Origin of the sequence: Flavivirga sp. 57AJ16, assembly GCF_028736925.1 — a bacterium.
Classification (GTDB): Bacteria; Bacteroidota; Bacteroidia; order Flavobacteriales; family Flavobacteriaceae; genus Flavivirga.
Window position 1 is genome coordinate 253,334 of record NZ_JAQZAT010000003.1, and the last position, 20,865, is coordinate 274,198.

Genomic DNA, 20,865 nt, shown 5'->3' on the forward strand with positions numbered 1-20,865 from the left:
ACAGCAGTTAAAAATATCATCCTAAAACGTAAGTAATTTACTGTTTGATATATTTAAAATTTTGGGATATATTTTCTGATGTCAATACCTTTATAAAATAAATGCCTGTTTGCAATTTATTTACAGGTATTTCTGGACTTAAAAGACCCTCAGCATTAAAAATTGTATTCATTATTTCTTTACCACTTAAATCATACATTGAAAGCTTTATTGGTCCTTGAATTTCATTTGAAAATTTTATTCTAACATTTGTTGTTGCTGGGCTAGGAAAAACATAGCTATTATTTAATGCTTCATCCTGATCAGAAACACTCAAAGATTCAGAAGTAACGGCATAAAAAACGGCATCTCTGGGTGCAATGGACACACTTAATGTTCCTTGCGCATTACCAGTAGTTCCTGAAAACAGTTCCTTAACCGTGTAATCTCCAGAATTGAGCCCTAAGCGGCTTAATTCTATATCATTGTTCATAGAAGTACTTCCGTAGTTAAACACAGCCACATAGGTAGTATTATCTTTTGTACCATAAAATATGTTTGATGCACTTATACTGGTATTTCCTTCAGCTGGAATAAAATTTACTTCAGCACGAGCGACATCCAAAACATCATCATTCTGATAAAGATCTATGGATTTTGTGTGCCAAACCCCATTGGTATAATAATCATCTCCAGCCGTAACAGTTCCAATCACTACACTTGCCAATAATCTGGCTCTATTTTCTTCAATTGATGTGTTTCCAAAAAAAACAGCATCGGAATCTAAATAGTCATAAATCTGATTTTGCCACCAACCATAAGTGGCACTGTTTAGTTGATATTCCGTATCTTGATAATTCCCCTGTCTATAGGTATCGCATGCTATGCGGCGCATATGTGCATATGGTCCTGTTGAAAGATTTGGACAGATTGCGGCCTCTACTAGCATGGAATTACCAATCTCATCTATCAAGTATTGCATCCCTTCATGATATGCCTCCATTCCAGTATGGATACTCGTATTATAATAACTATCTGCTTCTAAGCTACCGTGAGTTAAAAAATCTATTTTCAGCATTTCAAAACCAGCCGCTTTAAAACGGTCAATATAGAACTTCATTCTATCTTTTGTACCTGGATGGGTAGGATCAACAGCATAAGCACCTGAGCGCTCAAAAGGTTGCCCGTTAATTTTGGTCCAAATAGCGGCATAGCTATAAAAACTTCCTTCTACTTGACGATCCCACTTACCCCAATCTACCAATGGCGCCCAATAAATACCTGCTTTAAACCCTTTACTATTTGCATAGGTTACGAATTGGGCCAATTGGGCATCAGTCATATTATCCCAATAAGAATCAAGATCTATGAACAAGGTATTATCTTCACTTCTGAAACTAGAACAATCATCAGAAAAGAAATCTACCACTGCTGTTGATTTTGCATAATCAAGTGTTGTACCATAAGCGGCCCAACTATTCCATCCAAATGGTTTTGGATCTACCCAATCAAAAACATATTTTGGCTGTATAGCAGCACTGGCGCTACCAAATTCCTCAAAGGCTGTGCGCCAATCGTCATTGCTATTAATTATAACTTTAGGCGATGGACAACTGGTTTGCCCAACATTGACCCACCCATGCCCTCTACCATCATGGGTTATATTAGAATCTGTCCATCCAGCAATTACTGACACATATGCAGAAGTAGCATCGCCTCCGTAAACGTCTATACCTGTTTTCCATTGCGAACGATCTAAAGACCCTATTACCAACCCATTACGATTGGTGTTGTTATAAATATTTGTAACTTCTGAGGCCGTAAAATCCGCATATTGCAATACATAAGCATTGTAAGTAATCCATTCATCATTATCATAAGGCACAAATACAGCTCTAGTATCCCCTGTTCCAAAATTTGGAGTGACTTGATTACTTGTCAACGGAGACATTTTATAACAGTTCGAACCTGTACCGGTAAGGATAACTTGGGTTACCAAATAATCTTCACTATCGTATACATAAAAAACTTGCTGCATCCCCAAGCTATAATTTCCGCTAAGCGTAAAAATATGCTTGGTTCCAGAGCCTAAATTATCTGTAAAGGCTTCTGATGTATAAGTACTTGATGCATAGTTTGTACTGTAATACTCTTGGTTACTAAAAGCGTAAGCCGATGCATTGTTCACAACGATTTCGCCATCAAATAATACATCATATGTTTTATTAGTAAGATCATAAACTACCGAATTGTTAGCTCCAAAATTAATTGTTTGCAGACTTGGGGCACCAACTACTGTAAGCTCAAATTTATCTAAATTAGGTGCGAAACCATTTTCATTTTCCCACACCAAATTGGTACTACCTGCATTAAGATAAACCTGTATATTTTTGGATGCAGGGGTCGTCCAGCCACCACTAGGCTCACATGGAATAACAATGGTGGAACCTGAACCAGGTTTTAATCGCACAATTCTAGGATCTGCCGTACAATACGTTAAATCTAAATTATACCAGCCTTCAGTAGCCACATTGACAGCGAACGAGGCTGTACTTTCAAAACCAACATAACTAACCATATTACCCGAACAAGAAGGGCAGCTATCAACATATGCAAAACCAGTTAGAGTGCCTGATTCAAATTCATAAGTTTGGGCAAACCCTAAAGCAGAGCATGATATCAACATAAGGCTAAAAAAGACCTTTAAAAAAGACTCATTTTTAAATATTTTTAATTTCATGACTATTTTTTTAAAATTATTTTTGTTAAATACCATCACATAACATAGTTGAAAATGTTTTTGTATAATATTAAATTTTAGTTATTCTTAAGACAACACTAGTGTGATACAAACTAACACGGGGGTTAATACCTATTTTCATTAAAAAGTCTCCGCTATATATCTTTGTGTTAACTACAGGAGTTTTATTTGGATAAACATTTATTTCTTCTACTTTATAATTTTGACCTGCAGCTAAGCCTTTCATTTTTATTGGATTAAATGACCCGCTTCCATAACGATTATTAACTAAATAATTAAACATTACTGCTTCATTTCCAGTATGGTTTACATACATTAAAGAAGCCACATCATTGTCCTCGGGACTTTGTAGCCGATATTGTGTACCATGCAAAATAGTATTCCCCAATGCTCCATAGTTTTTTATGGCACTTTGACAAAACAAAAGATCGTTTGCATTTAATTCTTCAACAACAATATCAAAGCCCAATTTACCCATCATAGCAACATCAGTACGAAACTTTATGGGTTGTTTACCCCAATCGGTAACATGATTTGCCGTAGCTATTGCAGGATAAAAATAAGAGTATTCCCATTGCATAAAAATACGCTCTATTGGGTCTGTGTTATCACTTGGCCAAAACTCAGTAAAATATTTTAAAGCGGCATAATCTACTCTACCACCACCACCAGAGCAAAGCATCATAGGCTTTTTAGGATATTTCGCCCGTATACGTTCTAACACTTTATAAAGTCCCTGAACATAATCAACATAAAGATGCGACTGATTTTCACCTAAATATTTTGAATACGCGTTATAAATCACTGCATTACAATCCCATTTAATATAGGCTAATTCAGGGTTTTCTGTAAAAAGTTGATCCACTACGTCAAAAACAAAATCTTGAACATTTGGATTGGATAAATCTAAAACCAATTGATTTCTAAAATAGTGTTCTTTCCTACCTAGTTGTTTAATAACCCAATCTGGGTGCTTTTTATAAAGATTACTTTCAGGGCTAACCATTTCTGGCTCTATCCAAATGCCAAACCCTACGTTGTTCTTTTTGGCAGTTTTTACCAATGTACCAATCCCATTGGGGAGCTTCTTCTTATTTACTTCCCAATCACCTAATGCAGCATTATCGCTATTTCTTGGATATTCATTACCAAACCACCCATCATCAAGTAAAAAGAGATCCACGCCTAGTTTTTTACTGTCTACAATTAATTGCTTTAGTTTGGATTCATCAAAATCAAAATAAGTCGCTTCCCAGTTATTAAGTAATGTATAACGAGGTCCTTTTCCATCTAATATTTTATATTGACGTGCCCAATCATGTAAATTTCTACTAGCAAGTCCTTTGCCCTTTGATGAGAAAGTATACCAAAACTTTGGAGTCGTAAACGTTTTATTTTTTTGCAATTTATAATTCGAAGCAGCATTATTAATTCCTGAGATAATTCTTAAATTATTTAATGGATCTAATTCTAAATCAGTACGAAAATTACCTGACCATTCAAGACCAGCAAACAATACTTCCCCTTCATCTTCTGTGGCCGGTTTTTCTAAAGACACCATGAAAACTGAAGGTTGAAACAAATTAGCTCTAGCTCCTAATTTAGAATCTAAAACTTTAATGCCATGCGTTAGTTTTGTTTCTTCTGAACGCATCTCTTTAGCCCAATCTCCATGATAATGATTCAACCAAAACGCTTTATGACCTTGTAGATATAAATTTGCAGAAGCATATTTATTTAAAATGACAGAACCTTTTTCTGAATGTTTAATAGTAGACCATTGTTCAATAACATCATTTTCAAAATAAGCAAGAAAAAACAAATGTACTTCAAAAGGATATACTGGGTCTTTTAACAAAATATCCGTTTGAGTGATTCCTTTACTTATTTCGGTCGTGCTTTTGCTAACAAAAAGTAAATCCAATGAGGTATTACCATCAGCATGTGTTACTGTAATTGCGGGTTCTAACAAATTCTTTGATCCCGAAGACGTATACGTTGCATTATAAATACCTGTATAATCTGTTCCTTGATTATATTCATTTGAAATCAATGTATAATCTTGCTCACTATTAAGATTATTTCCATAATAAATGGTACTTAACTCTTTACTTGAATTCACATGTAAAGCTAACGTGTTACTTTTCGTGTTAATTAGAATATGTTGCTGCGCAACTATTGGTGTAACATATGTAATAAAAAACAGAATTACTATTATAACAAATTGTCGATTTTTCTTCATATTCAATTTTTTCCTTTTATTTATGTTAGTGCCTTGAAAAAACATATTAATTTTCATTATAATTTATATGTATAATAAGTACACGTTTTTTTAATTTTATCAAAAATCTTAAAACTAACATGATTAAAATGTTGCTTTGAGAAAGCTATTTTACTCAAAGCAACAGCAACTAAACTCACAACTAACTAAGTGTGAAAAAACTATTTTTAATAGCCTTCATTTTGATCCGTTTCATCTATATCAAGATTTAAGACAATTTCAGTTTCTGGTATTGGATATCTGTTATGGAAATTTGCGATCGTTCCGCCTTCATTTGCCCATGGGTTATGAGCACTTACTAAATCAACTAATTTCCCAGTTCGAATAAGATCCATTCTTCTCCAGCCTTCAAATGCTAATTCTCGCATACGCTCATCCATAATATTTGTTCTAAAATCTGATTGTGACAAGCCACTCCAAGCCATTCCAGGTGGTAAAGTACCACCAAAACCTCTGGCTCTAACCTGGTTTACATAATCTTCAGCCTCGGCTGTATTACCTAGTTCATTTAGACATTCAGCATAGCATAGTAAAACATCTGCATACCTTAAATATGGCTTATTTTTACCCGAGTACCAAAATGATAAGGCACCTTGAGTTCTTAAATCTTCATATTTTTTAATATGTGGATCTAGTTCATCGCCTCCTACTCCAGCAGGTATTGGTGGAACTGTTCCTTGATATGTAAAGTCATAGCGAATACTGGCATTTTTACGCAAATCGCCTGGTTCCCATATACCCCCATTAGCCTTATCTTCATAGCAATATTCTGTTGGCAAAAGTAAATCATAGCCGCCAAAGTAAGCGTATTGATCCCTGTTAGCTACGGCTCTCGAACCTGTTTGCCATTGTATTTGGTTATTGTCTGGCCAAACATTATTAAATTGGAATTCATAAATAGATTCTTGTGAATTTGGACTAAAAGGAGAAAATAAACTAGCATAAGATGGTACAAGATTGTAAGCACCAGAATTTATTAACTTTTCAAACCAACTTTTTGAAAGTTCGTAATTGCGAAAAGTAGAAGCCTCTGGCGCAGACAAATAGACTTTTCCTAGCATGGCTTGCGCTAATCCTTTAGTTGGTAATGCCGGATTATCCTGTGTCGCAGGAAGATTAGCCTCTGCAACTGTTAAATCGTTAATTATATAGGTAAACACATCTTCAAGAGGTTGACGCCCACCTCCCAATTCAGCTACTCGACCATAATCAATAATTTGAATTTCGCCCCAGTACATGGCAAGTTCAAACATCATGACTGCTCTAACAAAGCTAGCTTGACCTAATAAATTAGATTTACGCGCTTCATCTTCTTCTTCATTAAGATTTAGGAAATAAATTGCTTGTGCCATCGGTCCAATAACTTTCACACGTGAATCCCATTGTGTGCTAACAACACTGTTTTCTGCAGATAAGAAACCGTTATAGTAATCAAAACTAGCTTGTTCTGCATTAGTAGTTACTTGATATGCTCCTTGTTTTGATTCGTCTGTACCAAGCTGTACAATTAGACCTCCTCTGTCTTTTTGAAGATTTCTCCATGAAGTTAAACTTCCTAAAACCAAAGGTTCCATTTTATCAAGAGAACCAAATATTTGTTCGTCTGTTAATGCCGTTTCTGGATCTATTTCTAAAAAATCAGAACAAGAAACAAACAATAGTACTGATGCCACTATAGCTAAAAATTTTGTCTTCATAATAATATTTTTATATTTTATTTATACTTTTCTTACAAGGAAATTTGGGTTCCAAATACAAACATTCTTGAATTAGGATAATTATCGCCACCTTCTGGGTCATATCCTTTATATTTAGTTATAGTAAATAAATTAGAACCCGTTACGTATACGCGACATTTCTTTAGATTCAATTTTTCAGTAATTGTATTGGGAAGACTATAAGAGAGTGTCAATGCGTTCAATCGTAGAAACGATGCATTTTGTATGGCTTTATCCGTTTGAAACATACTAAATCGTCCACCTCCATTGAAAGCTCTTGGAATATCTGTATCTGTATTAGTTGGCGTCCAGCGGTTTAGCAAATCAATATGGGCAGCTCCCAAACCATTGGAATTTACAAAACTTTCATAAATACCACTTATTTTTTTACCTCCTATGGAGTAGGCAAACACAGTATTAAGGCTAAACCCTTTATAATTAAAATTAGAACTAAACCCACCATACAGATCGGGATCTGTTTTACCAACTACATATCTATCATCTGGACTAATTCTACCATCTCCATTACGATCCACTGGTAAAATATCACCAGGCATAACTGTTCTACCACCTAAATCTAAGGTATTAACATAATCCATATCCGATTCTTGTGCGATTTTGTTAAACTCATAAACGTAAATAGAATTAATGGACTCACCAACAAACAGGTTACCAGTTCTTTGTATTTCAGCTCCTGTAGACCCTCCCAGGTTTGGTAAAAAAGGAACTCCATCAAAAAGTTTGGTTACTTTATTTACAGCAGAGGATATATTTGCTGTCACCCCCCATGAAAAATCTTTATTATCCAGAACTTTTACATTGGTAGTAATTTCAATACCTTTATTAGTCGTTTCACCAACGTTAAATATTTGTTGAGTATACCCAAAACCTATAGCTGGGGATAGAGCTTTTTCTATAAGTAAATCGGAATTTACTATATCAAAATAGTCAACACTTAATCCTAACTTACTATTGAATAAAGACATATCAACACCAACATTGAATTGTTTTTGCTTTTCCCAACGCAAATTGGGGTTTGTAAAATATCCATAAGGTTGATATGTCGTTTCTCCGTTCGAAACAGATGGGCGATACAATGACAAATTTCCAAAACTCGGAATATTTTGGTTACCAACCAATCCATAACCCACACGAAGTTTCAACTGATTTATGTTGGAGGCATCTTTTAGGAAATTCTCTCTAGCAATATCCCAGCTTACTGATAATGAAGGAAAAGCACCCCATCTATTCTTTGGAGGAAACTTCGAAGATGCATCAAAACGCGTGGTTGCTGTAATGGCATATTTTCTATCGTAGGTATAAACCACTCTACCCAGAAACGATACCAGTGAGTTATCATTAAAACCAGAACCAAGATAATTATTTGCCTCTTGCTCTGCAGCTTGAAGATAATGATAGGTTAAATCATCAGATTCAAAACCTACACCATAAACATCCGTATTGTTATTACTGCTTTTAGATACTGTAAACCCTCCTAAAACATTTATATCATGCTTATCACTGATTAATGTTCTATAATTAATGGTATTATCCCATTGGTAATTAAATGCTGCGTATCGGTAGTGATGTGCTTGACCATCCTTTGAATTTCTTATAGATTGCCCTGTTGTAGACGGTATATATTCGAAATTTGCTTGGTCTATGACATCTACAGATAATGTAGTTCTTAAATTTAAACCATCCATCGGCTTAATATTTATAAAATTACTACTCGTCAAATGGTTTTTAGTACTGGTATTATCAATTGTTAAACTCAAAATTGGGTTATAATGATCCTGATTCTCAATATCTGCATATTTTAAATAGGGATCTTCACCATTTATTGCTAAAAATGGATTGGCATTAAGCGCATTTCTAAAAGCACTACCTTCAATATAGGTTGTGGTATTTCTTGAAAAGGTCGTATTGGTACCTACCTGAAGCCATGGTTTAACATCCCGCGTTAAATTAATTTTCGCATTATACCTTTTAAAAGAAGAATTTTTTAATAACCCCTTTTGGTCTGCGTAGTTAAAACTTATAAAGTAAGTACCTTTATCTCCTCCTCCAGAAAAACTCAAATTGTGATTACTTTGAATTCCTGTACGGGTAACTTGATCTAGCCAATTATAACTTTCGCCATTTCTATAAGCATCCAATTCATATTGTGCAAACACATCTGAACCATCTGATGTTATTTGAGTAATATAAGCATTTCTATCTGCTCCTGGGTTAGCCTCTATATAGGCATTGGAAAAGGCATCCACTCTCAGGTCAAATAATTGGTTGGCATTCATTAGAGGAATAGAATTACTGAATTCAGAAACACCTAGCCATGAACCATACTCTATAGTATCAGAACCTGTTCTTGAACCCTTTTTAGTCGTTATAACTATAACACCGTTAGACGCTTTAGACCCATATATGGCAGTAGCCGATGCATCTTTTAAAACATCTACACTGGCAACATCATTAGGGTTTATAGCTTCAAAAGCATTCTCCATAACCAACCCATCTACAACAAATATTGGATTATTTCCAAATTTCATTGAGTTATTACCCCTTATTTGTATAGAAGGCGTTGCTCCAGGGTATGCACTTTGCTGAATATAAACCCCTGAAAGGCGTCCTTGTAAAGACTGTATGACATTTGAAGAAGGGGTTTCAGTCAGCTCACCACCAGAAATATTGCCTACGGCTCCTGTTAAATCATTCCTTTTCACAACAGCACCAACTACAACAATTTCATCCAGTACGTTCAAGTCCGTTTGTAAACTGACATTTATTGTTGTTTGTGAACCTACCGTAATGGTTTGTGTAATAAAACCAATATAGCTGAATTCCAGTAATGAGTTAGCTGAAACATTGTCTAAGGTATAACCACCATCAAAATCTGTGACCACTCCTCTTTGTGTGCCTTTAATTATGATACTGACTCCTGGCAGCGGTAAATTTTGATCATCAGTAACACTTCCTGTAATGGTTTGAGAGTATGCTTCTCCCAGATACATGATAGCAATTAACAAGCACAAATAGCTTATTCTTTTTTTCATAATTTTAGTTTTATGTTATTAATATTTAGATAGTTTTTAGTTTGATTTTAGTTAAAATGGGTTAACCCCTCATATATTTAGTATTTTAATCATTAACAAAAGATGTAATAATTATAAATCATTTAAAATTTATTTATTTTTAAACAACCTCTTTTTTATGGTCACCTTTAAGCATTTTTAAATGCAGATTGACACCTAAATGACTCTTCTCTAGTTTAAGAACTTTGCTAAAGGCTTCTTTTGCTTCAACATGTTTGTTTAAACCCATATAGCCAAGTCCTTGCATATATAGACAATGAATGTAGTTTCGCTTATCTAAATCATCTTCCCAAATCATTAAATCGGGGAGTGAAACAGCAAAATAATCAATGATAATAGCATCATTTTCATGACTTTTCCCATAATCTATAAGTCTTTGAAAGCGATTGTTTGCAGCGTCTTTATTCTTTAAACTCAACAGCGCAAGACCTTGATAGAAAATCTTATCTGGTTGTTGATCATTATAGAAAATAGCGGCTGCAGGCTCACTCAGGCCTTCACTGGCCAACTGATAGTGTTTTTTTGCTTCTGCTTCTAAACCTTTCTTTTTATAAGCGACACCCAACCAATAATGAATATCATTTTCTTGAGTACCATGGAGTTTTCCTTCACCAAGATTCTCAGGGTATTGACCTGCCTGAATTAAATAATCAATGGCAGTATCATATTCACCTTCTCTAATACAGTTTTTTGACATTTCAATAAGGCTATACAGATATTGTCCAGAAACTTTACCTTCACCACCTTCCCAAGGATGGAACATACGGTTTTGCAATAAGGCATATGCTTTCTTATGCTCACCCAATAAATTATATATCGTGATACGTTCCAAGTATACATCATCACGCTGTTCAACCAACTCTAAATGATTTTCTAAAAAATCAAGTCTAAATTCCAAGCCCTTATTAAGGCGCTTATACAACTGGTCAAGTTCCATAAAAATTCTAGCATCCGTTGAGTCTAAGGCGAAAGCACTTTCCAAATACTCCATCGCTTTAATTTCTTCTCCTGATTTATTAAAATACCCCAAGGATAGATTACGGTAAACTGTTGGAAAGCCATTGTCTATTTGAACAGATTTTTCCCAATTTGAAATAGCATCTTTATATTGCTTAGCCGCGTACCAGAAGTTTCCAATATAGTAATGTGCTTTAGCATCAGAAGGGTTTAAACTTATTGCTGAATTCAATGCTTGGACCGATTCAATTTGATTGGGAAAACAATAATCCGGACTTACAATTGAGGCTTTTTTGCTAGCTTCAGTTGCCTTGGCAATATCATTTGATTTTTGATAAAACCATCCCAGATAATACCATGCCATTGGATAGTTGGCATTGATCTCTATACCTAAATTGATTAATTCAATGGCTTCTTTGTAAAAACCAGCACTTGCATAATCTAACGCATACTCTATATAATTGTGGATATTGCCTCTTAAGAGACATTTCATGTTGTCCAAATCTGCAAGATTGTTACTGATTAAATACTTCTCATAAAGCACTCCGAAATTAAAATGGTCTTCCATTTGGTATTCCTCATTAAGTTCTAATGCTTTTTCATTTTCACCAAGCTTTCTTAATATGCCTAGCTGCAGGTGAAGCGCCCTATGGTCTTGAGTATTTTTTGAAATGGATTTTTTTATATGAGTCAAGGCTTCATTATAGTTTCCTTTTAATGCATCCAATTGAGCTATATGTAAATAGGCTTGATTTTGCCATGCAGCATTCCAAGCCGATTTGTAGAAGGCAGTATAAGCTTTTTCATTTTTACCCTGATACTTAAGGCATAGACCTAGATTAAAATAGGGCTCTCCATCATACGGGTTAGGGTTCCTTTTGGTTAAAGTCTTAATAGCTGTTCTGAAATAGTTCTCTGCTTTAGAAAATTTTGCTCTTCGCATTAACCAAAGTCCTAAAGCATTGTTACAACGAATATCATTAGGATCTCTTCTTAATGCTTCTTCATAATATGGAATCGGACTATAAGTAGCGTGGCGGTATTGTTCCAAATGTTGACCCGTGAGGAACAACTGCTCATTATGCTTAATATCTTCTGGTGCCAAAGCTGGTTGTGCCGGGTCTGGGATATCACTTTCATTATCTCCTTCATACTCCCAATCTACTAACACGTTATCATCGGCATCAAAAACATATATAGATAGGTTCTCTAATGTTTCATTGTTGAAATCAATTACTTTTTCATAAGAATTCTTTGGTGAGGCATTTATTTCATCTTGAATTAAAGCAGTATTTCCATCTTTAACCACAATTTTCATTTTAGGATAAGTTCCTGTTGTGTAAACCTTGGCTATCAGTTTATTATCTATTTTCTCTAAATTGACCATAGCATTTTTTGTCGCATTTTTAACGACACCAAGATCTCTGTAAGGCATAAAATACTGTACAAAATCTTTTTGTTCACCAGGCATTAACCATGTAAAATCAGGTTGATTGTCTGTATAAACCCCACACATTAATTCAATATATGGACCATCTTCATCTGTTAAATTCCGATCCCATGCCACACCAAAATCCCCATGCCCCCATGTCCATTGTTTTTTACCTGGAGACACATGGTGATTGGCTACATGTAGCAACCCTCCTTTTGTATCATTTTCATAGCCTCCAACAAAATCATATTTAGAAGTTATAGCCATATATGATGTTGGCACTGGAATATTTTTATATTTGGAAATATCAGTACCTGGCGAATAATCAATTTTATAGTAAGTTCCTTTTGCAATAGGAAAAGACGACACATCCCGCTTACCATGGTCAAAAACGGCATTGACATCAGGCGGAAAAACTGATTGATAATCATCATTCACCTTTACTGCCGGATTTGCCCACCATAAAAACGTTTGCGGAAATGGCGTACGATTATACAGTTTGGCCTTTATCTCTAAATATGCTTTATCTGGATGTAGTGTAAAACCGGCCATTCCTTTAGTACGGAACATGCGTTCCAATTCACTACACCAAATAGTGGCACTGCCATCTGCATGTTCTTCAATTGTAAAATCAACTGGATCAAATGTTGTTGGCCTATGGTGTTGTGGCCAGTTAAATTCAATGCCTCCTGATATCCATGGACCGGTCAAACCAACTAATGCTGGTTTTACTACTTGATTATAATATACAAAATGGCGCTCTTTTATTTTATCATAAGCCATATGCACACGACCACCTAATTCTGGCAAAATCATTATTTTAATGAAATCATTTTCCAAAAAAACTGCTTGATATTCTTTATCTGTCTTTTCATTTGCTATTTTTTCAATAACTGGATAAGGATAAACCGAACCACTACTACCCTGATAAACTCTTTTTTCAATGAATACAGGATTTTTTTCTGGTTTGCCAACTTCATATGTAGGTAAGATTATTTTTTCTTTCCAAACATTTACTTTTTGCATATTTATATGATTAATTATATTAATGTTATTCTTCTTTTAGAAATTGTTGTTCTATCTCTTCAAGGCTTTTGCTTTTTGTTTCTGGCAATAGTTTAAGGATATACACAAACCCTAATGCACAAATAATTCCGTACAGCCAAAAAATTCCAGATTCACCAAAAAACTCATTAAGCATAGGGAATGTTTGAACTAATAACGCAGAGGCTACCCATAAAGCAAAAGTTGAAATTGACATGGCTACTCCCCGAATACGGTTAGGAAAAATTTCCGAAAGTATCACCCATGTAATTGGCGCCATGGTCATAGCATAAACAGCTATGGCCAGCATGACCAATAAGAGTAGTGGGAAGCCCGTGATGTTTACATAGTAAAAATATCCCAGCAATGCGTAAATTACAGTTAGTGCACCATATCCAATAAGTATTAGTTTTTTACGTCCTAATTTATCTACAGTTCCCATAGCAACTAGTGTAAATATCAAGTTGATTGAGCCTGTAATTACAATATTCACAAACAGGTCATTGATACTATATCCCGCAGATACAAATACTTCTTGAGCATAGTTAAAAATGATATTGATGCCACACCATTGCTGCAAAACTGCAAGAACAACACCTAAAGATATTATTCGTATTGCTTTTTTGTTAAGAAGTGCTTTCACTGGAGTCCCTGAAAAATCCTCCCCTATAAATGATTCTTTGATCTTCTTAATGGTGTTGTGTGCATATTTGATACCACCTATTTTAACAAGGGTCTTTTCAGCAGAATTATACTTATCTCTTTTTATAAGATACCTTGGACTTTCTGGTATAAGAAACATCAGTCCAAAAAACAAAATTGCTGGAACTAATTCAGCCCAAAACATATACCTCCAACCACTTTGTCCATTCCATGAATTTAAAATATCAATAGAAGTGTACTCACTGGGCACATCATTGGAGATTACCATATTTACAATTTGCGCCGCCAATATACCTATAACTACAGTTAACTGATTTAAAGAAACAAATAAGCCTCTAGTTTGCTGGGGAGCAATTTCAGCTATATAAAGCGGTGATATTGTTGAGGCAATTCCGATACCCACACCTCCAATAATACGCCATATAATAAACACCTTAAATGTTTCTGATAAACCTGTACCCAAGGCAGAAAGACTAAAAAGTATAGCGGCAATAATCAAAAGCAATCGTCTGCCATATGCATCGGCAAATTTTCCAGATAACATAGCTCCAAGTACACAACCGACAAGCGCGCTACTCATGGCCCATCCTTGTAAAGCTGGAGAATCAGCTATACCAAAATAAAGTTCATAAAATGGTTTAGCTCCTCCTATTACAACCCAATCATACCCAAAAAGCAGACCGCCAAGTGCAGCAACAAGACTTATACATAAAAGAAATGTATACTTGGTATTTTTCATTAAAATATATTTAGTTTAGTAGATTGTAAAACTAATACAATTTACACGTAGATATATGGATATTTTTTTTGTATTTATGGATTATCGTATGATTACATTTGTTGTTTTCAAATGACTATACCATAGACTTAATGACCATATTTTTTACGATATTGAAGGGGGGAGCTACTCATAATTTTTTTAAACAACCTTGAAAAATACAAGGGATCATTATACCCTAATGCAAAACTAATCTCTTTAACACTTTTAGTAGTAAAAATAAGGTATTGACAAGCCTTTTGTATTTTTAAATAGTTAAAATAATGGATTGGGGAATACCCTGTTTTCTGCTTAAACAAAGTAAACAAATGAGATGAAGAATAATTAAATTTAGCAGCTATGTCATCAATTTTTAATGCCATATTAAGATTTTCCTTCATATGGCCAATTATAGATTCAACTGTATTATTCTCTGAAAATTTTTTTCTATCCTCAACATAAAAATGTTTGTAAAGAAAGGTGTTTAATAATTGCCATAAGGACAAGTTTACATATTCTAAATTTACAGTACTATAACCATCTTCCATAACGCCAATAAGATTTTCAAAAAGATTTATTCGACGTTCTTTCAAGGCAATTTGAACAGGGCTATCTAAATATTCAGAAATAAACTTATTATAAAAATGTCCAGCCATATTTCCCGTAAAATGAACCCAGTAAATACTCCAAGGGTTATTATCCTTGGCGTAGTATTCGTGTGGTTCGCCCGGGGCTATAATATAGAAAGAATTCGACTTGATAATTTTATTCTTATTATCTACCCTTATCACACCTTCTCCCTCACAGCAATAAATTAAAATAAACTCCTTACTACCTTTTAATCTTTTTACAGAATGATGGTTAGCCCTAGGAAAAAAACCAATATCCGTAAAATACAATGTGTTAATAAGCGGGTTTTTCTGAACACCGTTAATAATTTTTTTAGGCAACACAATCATGCGCTGCCCTAAAAAGCCTTCTTCAACTAATGTGGTTTTTTCTTTCATAGCATTATTTGCTTTCATGTAATTTTGAGAAATCAAAATGAAAATGCAGAATATAATCCATAAATATAAAAATAAAATCCATTTTTTTATCAATAAATGATTCTAAATTTGGAATTAATTTACACCTCTTTCTTAATTTAAATAAAAATATTTTTTAATTATCTAAGTTAAAATCAACTTTAAGTTTAAAGAAAAACAATCAGTGAATCAAGTATTTAACAAAATAAAAAAAAACGTTTTTGGCTACAAAGACAATAAAAAAATTTATGTTTTTAGACTTATTAATTCCAATGGCAATTATGTTGAATTAACTAATTATGGAGCCGCAGTAAAATCCATAGTAGTGCCTGATAAATTCGGAAATAAAGAGAATGTGGCACTAGGATACCCGACATTCCTAGGGTATGAATCCGACCCATGCTATATTGGTAGTACTGTTGGTCCTTTTGCTAACAGAATTGCTAATGCTAAGTTTAAGATTGGACATAATACTTATTACTTGGATAAAAATGATGGGGCAAATAATAATCATAGTGGAAGTGCTGGCTTCAACACTAAGGTTTTTGATTTTTTGATTGATGATGATTCAATAATTTTCACATTAAAAAGCCCCCATTGTGAAGGTGGGTTCCCAGGTAATCTTGAAGCAAAAGTCATCTACAAATGGTCCGATGAAAACAAGCTAAATATTGAATATTTTGCAACAACAGATTTACTTACACCTGTAAATTTCACCAACCATACATATTTTAATCTCACAGCTGGAAAGGAACAAATTCATAATCATAAACTTGACATTGCTTCAAATACTGTGCTAGAATGCCATAGTGATGATATTCCAACTGGAGCAACCTCCTTTATCGGTAATTTAAAGTCTACAAATCTGGCAATTATTAAAATGATAATCAGGGGTGAGTACAATAAATACTTCATTTTTAATAGTGACAGAAAAAAAGAATCGCCAGCATGCACACTATACGATGACGTATCTGGAAGAACCTTAAACATTTACACTACCTACCCTGGACTTCAGTTATATACGGGACAATTTTTAAGAAGCAAACATAAGGGAACAAAAAACAGGACCTACAAACCTTTTGATGGTCTTTGCTTAGAATGCCAATATTATCCTGATAGCCCAAATCATTCACATTTTCCAAACACTTTACTAAAGCCAAGTGAAATTTATAACGAAACTATAACATATGCATTTGATGTGGAATCATAAAACCATTATGTAAATATTACATCACATGTTTAATAAATAGCTATGACTAAACATATTAACCATTAAAATTTTATTATTATGAAAACAAAACTACACTATTTAGCAATTTTAAACATCTTCTTTTCCCTGTCAACTTTGACGTATGGGCAAACTACCTACGTCAACGATTTTGAACCAGGTTCCGATTCTTTCATAACCAAATATGGAGCAACTTATGTAAATGTTACTAATCCTTCACCAACGGGAAACTCAACTGCCAATTGTGCAAGAATTGGGAGTACTTCAGGTAATTGGTATGAACTTATAGAATTTGTAGGTAATTTTACGGTGCCTGCCAATACTACTAAATACATCCATGTAAGAGTTCTATGCACTGTTGTTCCTGATTTCCGGGCCAATGTTGATGCTACCGCTGGAAATGACGGTACGGACTTTATAGATCCCATGACTGCATATACTGGGTCAGGTTTATGGGAAGACTTAGTGTTCCAAGTAGATGGTGGGTCTGGAGGAATAACTCCCCTTAAACTAATATTTTTAACAGATGTAGGAAATCAATTAGGTGATACAGATTCTATTTCTCTTTATCTTGACGAAATTATCGTTAGCGATAGTTCTTCTCCAATTTTGGGAGTTAATGATTTAGAAAAAAACAATACGTTCAGAGCATACCCTAATCCAACTAAAGATTTTTGGACTTTTGCCACCAAGAATAACAGCAGTATTTCTTCAATTCAAATTATTGACTTAATGGGTAAAACAGTACTTACAAAAAGTAATCCATCAAACAAAGCGAATGTAGATGCCTCCAACTTAACTAAAGGCATTTATTTTGCTAAAATAACCTCAACAGACAACATAGTTCAAACCGTAAAACTCATAAAAAACTAAACACTAAAGATTAATAGCGGTAAAAAATTTGGTTGGCTTAAAGTAGCCCGCCAAATTTTTTAGCTTTATAATTATCCATTAAAGCACAAATATCATCACTCAAACAACCGTAACACCCTAATCAAAAAACACCTCATGTTTAGCACAAGATCTCTTTTCATTAATTTTCTGTTTTTTATTTCTTTAAATACAATTAGAGCACAACAAACCACCATTCAGAGCATCAACACAGGTTGGAGTTTTTTTAAGGGAGACATCAATAATTCAACAGATCTAGACTGGCAAGCAATCAACATTCCCCATAGCTGGAACACAGACGACACCTTAGACGAGACACCAGGGTACTACAGAGGGATTGGTTGGTACAAAAAAAACATTTACATTTCACAAAACTGGAAAGATAAAGATATTTTTATTTTTTTTGAGGGTGCAAACCAAGAGACAGAAGTTTATGTAAACGGAACCTTGGTAGGCCATCATATTGGTGGTTACACTGCATTTAATTTTAACATCACAGCATATCTACAACCAACCAACAATGAGATTCTAGTTAAGGTAGATAACGCACATAATGAAGATATTCCCCCACTAAGTGGAGATTTTTCATATTATGGTGGCATCTATAGAGACGTTTATCTTAAAGCGGTAAATCGTACCCATTTTAAAATAGATAAGTACACTTCTCCTGGTGTTTTTATAACAACTCCAACGGTAACAGATGAAAAAGCTTCTGTCCTTGTTAAGGGAAGTATTTCGGGACCAACCAAAAATATAGTATTACAAATAGAAATCTTAGATACCGAAGGGTTATTAATAGATGAAAAACAAAGCCAAATAAACAAAAATAGTGCCTTCGAAGTTGGTTTCAAAAATATAGAATCTCCAAAATTATGGTCCCCAGACTCACCATACCTCTACAAAGTAGTAGCTACGCTAATAGATAAAACCAATAAAACAACCTTAGATAAAATTGTGCAACCTTTAGGGTTTCGTTGGTTCAACTTTGACGCTGTTACTGGTTTCTCTTTAAATGGCAAACCTTTAAAACTCATAGGAGCCAGCAGACATCAGGATTATAAAAATATGGGGAATGCCTTAGTTGATGCATTGCACAAAAATGATGTAGAACTATTAAAAGATATGGGAGGTAATTTTATTAGAGTTGCACATTACCCTCAGGACCCAACTATTTTAGAAACTTGTGACCGACTTGGTATATTGGCCGCTGTAGAAACCCCAGGTAATAATCGTGTTACTGAAACCAATGCATTTACACATAACTCTTTGGAAATGCAAAAGGAAATGATTAGACAAGGTTATAATCACCCAAGTGTTATGATGTGGGGCTATATGAATGAAGTATTGATTCACCCTAGATATGATAATGACACCTTAGAACGAGAAAAATATTATACTTTTCTTAGAGAACTTGCACAAAAAATTGAAACCCTTACCCGGCAAGAGGATCCAAACCGTTATACAATAATAGCATTTCATGGAGATTACGAACGCTATAAAAAAGTAGGTTTAATTAATATACCCAAAATTGCTGGATGGAATTTATATCATGGTTGGTATGTAGGTGAGTTTTCTGGTTTTGGAGCCTTCATGGACAGATTCCATGAGGACTACCCCAATACACCCACATTAATAACTGAATATGGTGCTGGGTCTGACCAGAGTCTGCATGATTTCACTCCTAACCGTTTCGATTTTACCGAAGAGTATAATGTGGCTTATCATACTGCTTATTTAAGAGCCATTCTGGATAGATCTTATATATCTGGGGGGATCATTTGGAACTTAGTGGAATTCAACAACGAGTATAGGGAAGATGTTGTTCCCCATATTAATAGCAAAGGTATTTTAACAACTGACAGAAAACCCAAAGACACCTATTGGTTCTATAAAGCGAATTTAATCACAAAGCCTTTTGTTAAAATAGGAGCTGAAAATTGGACAAAAAGATCTCAACAAGCTAATAGTGGCAGTGAATTAATAGCAACTCAACCTGTTATCGTTTTTAGTAACTCTGAAGCTGTTCAACTGTTTTTAAATGGAAAAAAGATTGGTACTGAAACGCCTAATCTCGGTATGGCTACCTTTCAGGTCCCTTTCAAAAATGGCCAAAATATACTGAGAGCTAAAGGAGAAGATACTGAAGATTTTTTAATAATAGAATTCCAAGTTATACCTAACAATCTAAAATCCAAAGAAAATGCATTCGCCTCTCTTAATGTCAGTCTAGGTGACCAACGTATGTATTTTGATGCTCAAACTAAAACAGCCTGGGTTCCAGAAAAAGAATACACTACTGGCAACTGGGGCTATGTAGGTGGCAAAGTTTTTAGAACAAACCCTTCTGATGACCGTTACGGCTCTTTTAATAATATTTTCGGAACAGAAAGCAATTCCCTTTATGAAACACAACGAACTGGAATAACAGCCTTTAAAGCTGATGTACCAAATGGCGTCTATGATATTACTATACATTTGGCCGAATTACTATCCAGTGATCAATTAAAAAACTTGATTTATAATTTAGAAGATGGTACGGATAAAAGCAAATCAACATTAGCAGTAAGGGATTTTGATATTTTGATAAATGACCAAATTATTTTGAAAAACATTTCAAACAATAACTACTTAAAACCTTTTAAAGCCTATCGTTTAAAAACACGAACTTTTGTTCAAGACAATCAAGGGATAACCATAAATTTCAATTCCTTTAAAGGTGAAAGCATTTTGAATGCCATTCAAATTGAAAAGGTTTTTTAAACCAACCATTGAGCGTATTATAGACGTTAAATACATTTACCTAATCAATAACAAATAATGCATTATTACTAGACTGCAGAACCGTCTAGTCCTAAAATATAGCTACAGATTTTTATATATTAATAATAAAATTTTAATAACTAATTTTTTAAATTTCTATTTCTACTTTTTCGCCACTTTTAACCCTTTTAACAATTCGGTCAACACTTTTTAAAAAACTAATTTGTTATACCATTTGTTGACTTTTTCAACCGTATTTTTTGCTTTCTTATAAAAT

At 34.2% G+C, this 20,865-nt stretch carries 10 protein-coding genes; 3 read left to right on the forward strand and 7 right to left on the reverse strand.

Translation table 11 applies throughout. The features are described 5' to 3' along the window. Positions 1 to 37 precede the first annotated feature (37 nt). The 7 genes from PQO00_RS05115 to PQO00_RS05145 form a co-directional block, all read right to left on the reverse strand. Entirely contained in the window at positions 38 to 2,719 is a 2,682-nt protein-coding gene (locus tag PQO00_RS05115; RefSeq protein ID WP_274183746.1) for a T9SS type A sorting domain-containing protein, read from the reverse strand. Positions 2,720 to 2,789: 70 nt separating this feature from the next. Continuing rightward, a complete protein-coding gene (locus tag PQO00_RS05120; protein WP_274183747.1) occupies positions 2,790 to 4,982 on the reverse strand; it encodes an alpha-galactosidase in 2,193 nt (730 codons plus the stop codon). Between the two features lie 206 nt (positions 4,983 to 5,188). After that, positions 5,189 to 6,718, reverse strand: coding sequence for a RagB/SusD family nutrient uptake outer membrane protein (locus PQO00_RS05125; RefSeq protein WP_274183748.1), 1,530 nt, complete (start codon positions 6,716 to 6,718; stop codon positions 5,189 to 5,191). A 32-nt stretch (positions 6,719 to 6,750) separates the two neighbouring features. After that, positions 6,751 to 9,792: a TonB-dependent receptor gene (locus tag PQO00_RS05130; RefSeq protein WP_274183749.1), complete on the reverse strand. Its 3,042-nt coding sequence runs from the start codon at positions 9,790 to 9,792 to the stop codon at positions 6,751 to 6,753. Between the two features lie 139 nt (positions 9,793 to 9,931). Continuing rightward, positions 9,932 to 13,246, reverse strand: coding sequence for a DUF5107 domain-containing protein (locus PQO00_RS05135; RefSeq protein WP_274183750.1), 3,315 nt, complete (start codon positions 13,244 to 13,246; stop codon positions 9,932 to 9,934). A 25-nt stretch (positions 13,247 to 13,271) separates the two neighbouring features. Continuing rightward, on the reverse strand, positions 13,272 to 14,666 hold the full coding sequence (locus tag PQO00_RS05140) for a sugar porter family MFS transporter (RefSeq protein WP_274183751.1): 1,395 nt from the start codon (positions 14,664 to 14,666) through the stop codon (positions 13,272 to 13,274). Between the two features lie 128 nt (positions 14,667 to 14,794). Then, on the reverse strand, positions 14,795 to 15,709 hold the full coding sequence (locus PQO00_RS05145) for an AraC family transcriptional regulator (protein WP_274183752.1): 915 nt from the start codon (positions 15,707 to 15,709) through the stop codon (positions 14,795 to 14,797). 184 nt (positions 15,710 to 15,893) lie between these two features. Here PQO00_RS05145 and PQO00_RS05150 point away from each other — a divergent pair, with 184 nt between their 5' ends. The 3 genes from PQO00_RS05150 (at position 15,894) to PQO00_RS05160 (ending at position 20,588) form a co-directional block, all read left to right on the forward strand. Then, positions 15,894 to 16,919, forward strand: coding sequence for an aldose epimerase family protein (locus PQO00_RS05150; RefSeq protein ID WP_274183753.1), 1,026 nt, complete (start codon positions 15,894 to 15,896; stop codon positions 16,917 to 16,919). Between the two features lie 78 nt (positions 16,920 to 16,997). Next, positions 16,998 to 17,810: a T9SS type A sorting domain-containing protein gene (locus PQO00_RS05155; protein ID WP_274183754.1), complete on the forward strand. Its 813-nt coding sequence runs from the start codon at positions 16,998 to 17,000 to the stop codon at positions 17,808 to 17,810. A 135-nt stretch (positions 17,811 to 17,945) separates the two neighbouring features. Further along, positions 17,946 to 20,588 carry a glycoside hydrolase family 2 TIM barrel-domain containing protein gene (locus PQO00_RS05160; protein ID WP_274183755.1) on the forward strand — a complete coding sequence of 881 codons (2,643 nt, stop codon included), beginning with the start codon at positions 17,946 to 17,948 and terminating at the stop codon, positions 20,586 to 20,588. The last annotated feature ends 277 nt before the right edge of the window (positions 20,589 to 20,865 follow it).